This window comes from Oerskovia gallyi, assembly GCF_014836745.1.
Classification (GTDB): domain Bacteria; phylum Actinomycetota; class Actinomycetes; order Actinomycetales; family Cellulomonadaceae; genus Oerskovia; species Oerskovia paurometabola.
Genome location: NZ_JACSQE010000020.1, coordinates 22,921 through 29,254 on the forward strand (window position 1 = coordinate 22,921; position 6,334 = coordinate 29,254).

General features: G+C 73.1%; 6 protein-coding genes. 2 read left to right on the top strand and 4 right to left on the bottom strand.

Going from position 1 to position 6,334, the window contains the following annotated elements; translation table 11 throughout:
- Window positions 1-92 precede the first annotated feature (92 nt).
- A complete protein-coding gene (locus H9640_RS18650; RefSeq protein ID WP_191792273.1) occupies window positions 93-551 on the top strand; it encodes an OsmC family protein in 459 nt (152 codons plus the stop codon).
- Window positions 552-655: 104 nt separating this feature from the next.
- Here H9640_RS18650 and H9640_RS18655 read toward each other — a convergent pair whose 3' ends face one another.
- The 3 genes from H9640_RS18655 to H9640_RS18665 all read right to left on the bottom strand — a co-directional run bounded on the left by H9640_RS18655 (window position 656) and on the right by H9640_RS18665 (window position 3,662).
- A complete protein-coding gene (locus tag H9640_RS18655; protein ID WP_191792274.1) occupies window positions 656-1,069 on the bottom strand; it encodes an SRPBCC family protein in 414 nt (137 codons plus the stop codon).
- Window positions 1,070-1,234: 165 nt separating this feature from the next.
- The gene (locus H9640_RS18660) at window positions 1,235-2,122 is read right to left on the bottom strand and encodes an endonuclease domain-containing protein (protein WP_191792275.1); all 888 of its coding nucleotides are present in this window, start codon (window positions 2,120-2,122) and stop codon (window positions 1,235-1,237) included.
- 352 nt (window positions 2,123-2,474) lie between these two features.
- Window positions 2,475-3,662: an aminotransferase class I/II-fold pyridoxal phosphate-dependent enzyme gene (locus tag H9640_RS18665; RefSeq protein ID WP_191792276.1), complete on the bottom strand. Its 1,188-nt coding sequence runs from the start codon at window positions 3,660-3,662 to the stop codon at window positions 2,475-2,477.
- Window positions 3,663-4,021: 359 nt separating this feature from the next.
- On the opposite strand from H9640_RS18665, the gene H9640_RS18670 reads away from it, so the two are divergent.
- Window positions 4,022-5,557 (top strand): MFS transporter, encoded by a 1,536-nt coding sequence (locus H9640_RS18670; RefSeq protein ID WP_191792277.1) that lies wholly within the window; start codon window positions 4,022-4,024, stop codon window positions 5,555-5,557.
- A gap of 40 nt (window positions 5,558-5,597) precedes the next feature.
- On the opposite strand, the gene H9640_RS18675 is transcribed toward H9640_RS18670, so the two are convergent.
- Complete coding sequence (locus H9640_RS18675; protein WP_191792278.1) at window positions 5,598-6,224, bottom strand: uridine kinase family protein; 627 nt, start codon at window positions 6,222-6,224, stop codon at window positions 5,598-5,600.
- Between the last annotated feature and the right edge of the window lie 110 nt (window positions 6,225-6,334).

Sequence of the window (6,334 nt, forward strand, 5' to 3'; positions counted from 1 at the left end):
GGCCGCGGGTTCAGGACCAACGTCCCTGACGGCGGGGCGCCCTGCCGCGCGAAACTGGTACATCCGTATTAGTTCAAGAGAACGGCAGGCACATGGCCCCCCAGTACACCGCGACGGTCACCGGCACCGCGAAGTCCCCGACCCGCCTCGACGTCCAGATCAGGGACTTCTCCGTCACGATCGACGAACCCGCGTCGCTCGGCGGCGACGACACCGGCCCCAACCCTGTCGAGCTCGTCCTGTCCGGGCTTGCCGGCTGCCTCAACATCACGACCCACATGGTCGCCAAGGAACGCGGCATCGAGGTGCGGAGCCTGAGCGTCACGGCGACGGGATCGCTCAACCCCCAGCGACTCATGGGACGCCCGACCCCGGACCGGGCAGGCTTCCAGGGCATCCGGCTCGAGATCGACGTCGACGCCGACGCGAGCCCCGAGGAGATCGACGCGCTCCTCCTGGCCGCCGAGGAACGCTGCTGCGTCGCGGACAACCTGATGAACGCGACCCCGGTCAGCGTCGTGCGCGCGGGAGCCACGGCTTCGGCGGTCTGACGTCCCGGAGCAAGGGCGCACCGTCAGGGCCCGAGGCTGTGGCCGTCGGGCTGCCGCCGGCCCGCAGGCCGACCCGGGACGGCGCCGGGTCGGCTCCGGCGAGGTCAGTCGTGCCCCGCGAGCGAGGCGAGCGCCGAGCGCCACAGCTCCTCGGAGTGCTCGACCGCCTCGGGGGTGTCGTTGTTGTCCTGCCGGATCGTCACGCGCGTGCCCTTGGGGTCCGGGGCGAGCGTGATCGCGACCTCGTGGTGGTTCTCCGGGACGTCCGGAAGGCCGCTGCTCGGTGAGAAGTGCGTGAAGCGCAGGGTGCGGGGCCGGTCGACCTCGAGCACCGTGCCGTGGTCCTCGAAGTGCTTGCCCTGGTACTGGCCCTCGAACGTGATGGTGCTGCCCGGCTGGTAGTCCGTCTCGACGTTGGCCCCCAGCATCCACGTCGCGGAGGGGTGGACGAGCTCGGCCCACACGCGTTCGGGGCGGGCGGCGATGTGGATCGAGGCGGTGGCGACGAGTCCGGTCATGGACCTCTCCTCTTCGAGCGGTTTTCCCCGACCGTAGCCCTCGGGGCCGTGGTCGGCACGTGCGCGCGCCGCGCCGAGGCTGAAGTTCGGGTTGCCTCAAGCGCCTGGCGACACCCTCGCCGCACGCTCGACGCGCGCATCGACCCGGCCCGGCCGCTCACGGCGTCACGCGCGGTCGGCCCCCTCCAGGACATCGCGCACCAGGGCGACGACGTCCGTCGGGCGGAGGAGCTGCGCACGGTCGACGACGAGCACCGTCCACCCGCACCGCCGCAGCGCGTTGAGCCGCGCGCGGTCGCGCCGGATGCGGTCGGGGGCGTCGTGATGTGCCCCGTCGTACTCCACGGCGACCTTGCGCAGTGGCCATGCCAGGTCGACGCGCGCGACGAACCGGCCGCTGGCGTCGCGCACCACGTGCTGGGTGACGGGCCGAGGTAGTCCGGCCAGGACGAGGAGCAGCCGGAGCGCCGTCTCACGCGGGGACTCCGCGCCGGCGTCGCACAGCGCGAGCACGTCGGGCACGCTACGAACTCCCCGCCCGCCTCGGAGGCTCGTCGCTGCCGCGAGGACCTCGTCGACCGAGGACCGGGAGCACGCGAGCAGAGCGTCGATCAGCGGTACGGCGACGTGGACGGGTTCGAGCCGCGCCAGGTCGAGCATGGTGCGCACGGGCGACGTGACCAGCCCGTAGCCGCTCAGGCGACACACGTCGTCCGGATCGATCGTCGCGGACCGCACGCTCAGCTGGGCACGTGACCTGACCCGGCGTGGTGGTGGGACGACTACCTCGACGGGGTCGGTCGCGTCGATCTGGCGGGCTCCCCAGCACCATGCCGCGCTGCGCCCGCAGACGACCGGATCCGGCCCCAGCGCCGCGCGCGCGGCGAGGAGCATCGTGCCGTGGTCGAGAGGTTCTGTCGCATCCAGGTGGACTCCGCGCAGGAGAGCGCGGTAGGCCGGACCCCGGAGCCGGGAAGCGGTCGTCAAGGACAGGGCGGTGCTTCGCCGGAACGGTCCGCCTCGCAGCGGCCGGGGGACGGGGGAGGTGCGCATGGCGCAGTTTTGCGCGGTCGCCCTGAGACGTGGGTGCGCCGGTTCGCCGGCTGTGGACGAGCCACCACGGACGTCGCCTGTGGACGGCTTTGGTGCCGTAGGGCGTCCCGCTCTGGCGCCCTGCCCCGTCCCGGCACGCCGCGCCGCCGCGCCGGTCACCCCGGCCGGTCCCGCGGTCCAGAGGGAGATGCTCGCCGAGTGTGCAGTTCGGGCTGCTCCTAGCGTCCGATGACAGCCCGAACTGCACACTCGACGACCCGACCCGACCCGACCTTCCCCGCGGCCGCACCCTGCGACCCGAGCGACGCCGTCGGGCAGGAGCACCAGGAGCGGCAGGGAGGGGCCCGGGTGCTCAGCCCGCCTCGCCGAACGCCGCCGCGAAGCGCGGCAGGCTCGCCTCGAGCGTGTCCATGCTCGCCGTGAGCGAGATGCGGAACCGGCCCGGCGTCTCGAAGTACTTCCCGCCGAGGACCAGGACGTCGTGCTCGGCGAGGAGGGCTTCGAAGGCGCGGTCGTCGGGGTCGGGGGAGCGGGGGAAGAGGTAGAACGTGCCCTCGGGGCGGTGCAGGTCGTAGCCGATGTCGCGCAGCCCGGCGACCATCAGGTCGCGCTTGCGCTGGTAGAGCGCGACGTCGAACGGGATGCGCTCCAGGAGCGGCAGCGCGTGCTGGAGGACGGCGTTGGGGAACGCGTACCCGATCGCGATCTGGAGCGCCTCGATCGCGGGCCGCAGCTCCGCGCGCCCCGGCAGCGTCGGTGGGACCGCGAGATACCCGATGCGCTGCCCCGGCGCGAGCAGCGTCTTGCCGTAGCTGTAGGCCAGCAGGGTCCACGGGTAGACCTCTGCGGGGCTGTGGAACTCCGTGCCGTCGTAGACGATCCGGTGGTACGGCTCGTCGGACACCACGAAGACGCGGCGCCCGTTCAGCGCCGACGCCTCGTCGAGCAGAGCAGCCAGACGGCGCAGCTCGTCCAGGGGGTACACGCGCCCGGTCGGGTTGTTGGGCGTGTTGACGAGCACGACCCGGGTGCGCGGCGTGATCGCGTCGGCGATCGCGTCGAGGTCCAGGTCGAACGTCTCGGGGGAGACCGGCACCTTGACCGGCACGAGCCCGGCCTCGCGCACGATCACCTCGTACGCGAACCAGGGCGGCACGCTGTAGACGACCTCGTCGCCCGGGTCGCACACGAGCTTGAGCGCGAGGGCGAGCGCGGTGAAGCCTCCCGTGGTGAGGTGCACGTCGTCGGGCTCGAAGGGCAGGTCCACCACGCCACGCAGGGACTCCGCGGCCGCGGCCCGCGCGGCGGGTTCGCTGACCTTGTACCCGAACCAGTGCTCGTCGCGCGGGACCGCGCTCGCGCGCAGCGCCTCGACGTACTCGGTCGGGGCGGGGTCGTGCGGGTTGCCGAACGTGAGGTCGAGGACCCCGGGGCGGGCTCGGCGCTCGGGGTACTCGTGCGCGAAGAAGCCCAGCAAGAAGTCGAACGGGGTGGACCGCGCGAGGTCGCGTGCGCGTCGGGAGATCGTCTCGTCGGCCATGGGAGCTCCTCGCTCGGGCGACGGTGGGGTGGACGGCGGTGTCCATGAGTGGTCGCCGGGCGGCGACGGGCGGCGGTGCAGGGCCGCGAGGATCAGGCGTCTCCACGCTAGCACCGGGCCCGCAGAGCGGCCGGGGAGCCGCCGAGGCCCGACGGCGCCGCTCACCCCGGGGCGCATGCCGCCCCCGGCGCGGAGCGCCGTGGGCGACCTCACACCGGTTGCTGACGCCGGGACACGTTAAGATGGTCCGTCTGTCCGACTTCGTAGTTGGGGCGGTCGAAACGGTCTGCGGCATCTCGCGACACGTCTCGATCCGGGCTGGAAACCCCACGATCCCCGTTGCGTCCCGAAGGTCGGTCATGCCCGTCTCCTCTCCCTCCACCTCTGCGCCCTCGGCCCAGGTGCTCCCTCCCTCCGCCGAGCCCCACGGCTCCGCACCGGTCGAGCCGGACGCGCCGGTCGCGACCGGCCCCCGTCGCTGGTGGATCCTCGTCATCCTCGCGCTCACGCAGCTCCTGGTCGTGCTCGACGGCACGATCGTCAACATCGCCCTCCCGCAGGCCCAGCTCGAGCTGGGCCTGACCGACACCGAGCGCCAGTGGGTCGTCACGGCCTATGCGCTCGCGTTCGGCGCGCTCCTGCTCCTCGGCGGGCGCATCGCCGACTACTGGGGACGCAAGCGCACCTACCTGCTCGGGATGGTCGGGTTCGGGGTCGCGTCCCTGCTCGCCGGGCTCGCGCGCAACGGCACCGAGCTCGTCGCGATGCGCGGCCTCCAGGGCGTGTTCGCGGCACTGCTCGCGCCGGCCGCGCTCGCGCTGCTCACGGTCTCGTTCCCGCGCGGCAAGGAGCGGAACACGGCCTTCGCGGTCTTCGGGTCGGTCGCGGGGGTGGGCGCCGCCGTCGGGCTGGTGCTGGGCGGTGCCCTGACCGAGTTCGCCGACTGGCGCTGGTGCCTGTGGGTCAACGTGCCCGTCGTGGTGGTCGCGCTGGTCGCCGGCCAGGTGCTGATCCGTGAGAGCAAGGCGGAGGGGGACAACCGGTACGACGTCCTGGGGACGGTCGTCGTGGTGCTCGGCCTCGGCTCGCTCGTCTACGGGTTCACGCTCGCCGAGCACAGCTGGGCCGCGCCCGAGACGATCGCGTGCCTCGCAGCGGGTGTCGTCCTCCTCGCGCTGTTCGTGTGGATCGAGTCGCGCGTCGCGCAGCCGCTGCTGCCGCTGCGGGTCCTGACGAACAAGGTGCGCGCGGGCGCGTTCGCGCTGCAGGCGATCTTCGGTGCGCTCATGATCGGTGCGCTCCTGTACCTCGCGCTCCACCTGCAGATCGTCATGGGCCTCTCGCCCCTGCAGGCCGGCATGGGCACGCTGCCCATGACGATCATGACGCTCGTCCTGGCGCCCGTGGTCACCCAGCTCCTCGCGCGGTTCGGTCCCCGGCCCCTCATGATCGGCGGGCCGCTGGTCGCCGCCGCGGCGCTCGCCTACCTGAGCCGGATCACGGTGGACGGGTCGTACGCGGTCGAGGTCCTGCCGGCTCTCCTCGTGCTGGGCGCGGGAATGGCCCTGGTGCTGGTGCCGCTGCAGAACGTCGCGCTCGCGGGGGTCGAGCCGCACGACGCGGGGGCCGCGAGCGCGACCGTCAACGCCTCGATGCAGATCGGCGGCTCGATCGGGCTGTCCGTCTTCACGACGCTCTACGTGGGAGCGGTCGCCGGGGCCGTCGTCACGGACGAGGCGTCACGGCTCGCGGCGTTCGTCGACGGCTACTCGGCGGCGTTCGTCGCGACCGCGGTCACGATGGTCGTGGGTGCCGTTCTCGCGGCCGTGCTGATCCGCGGCAGCAAGGAGCGCCTCCTGCCGCAGGGCGACCAGGTCGCGGTCCACCTGGGCTGAGCCGCCGTCCCGACGGCGTCGCTCGCCCTCGCGGGCCGCGTCAGCCCGCGAGGAGCGCCCGGATGTCCCGCTCGGCCTGACCGGGCGACGCCGTACGGCAGCCCTTGTCGACCCAGCCCTGGATCAGGCGTGGCTCGTCGCGCAGCAGCCCCCAGCCGCGGCGCAGCAGCGTCAGGGGCGGCTTGCGCGACTCCCCGAGGTCGCGCAGCAGCCGGAACCAGAACGTCATGAGCCGCGGCCTGCGCAGGCAGATCGCGTCGGCCAGGACGCCCTCGGCCTGGCAGGCCGCGACGAGCTCGGCCGCGAAGATCCCCTCCGCGATCACGAGGCGCGACCCGGACACGTCCAGATGCGTCGTGCCCGTGCGGCGCGACGTGGGGATGTCGTACACCGGGACGTCCGAGTGGCCCGTCGTGACGAGCGCGAGCAGCGCGTCCATGGCGCTCGCCGAGTCCCAGCTCCCGGGGGAGTCCCAGTCGACGATCCCGAAGCGCTGCGGCATCCCGGGGTGGTCGACGTCGTGGTAGAAGTCGTCGAGCTCGACGACCGGCAGGCCCAGGCGGCGGGTGAGCGACGTCTTGCCCGAGCCCGACGGCCCCGTCAGCAGGACGATCCGACGGGGTGGGACACGCGTGCCCTCGGGCAGGTCGAAGAGGCCGTTCGTCACCCGACCATTCTCCCAGCCCGCGGACGCACCTGGTGCGCGGCGCCGTCGGGCCGGTGCTTGGTGTCAGGACGAGCGTGGCTCCGCGGCCCCGCGCGTCCGGACGCGCCGCC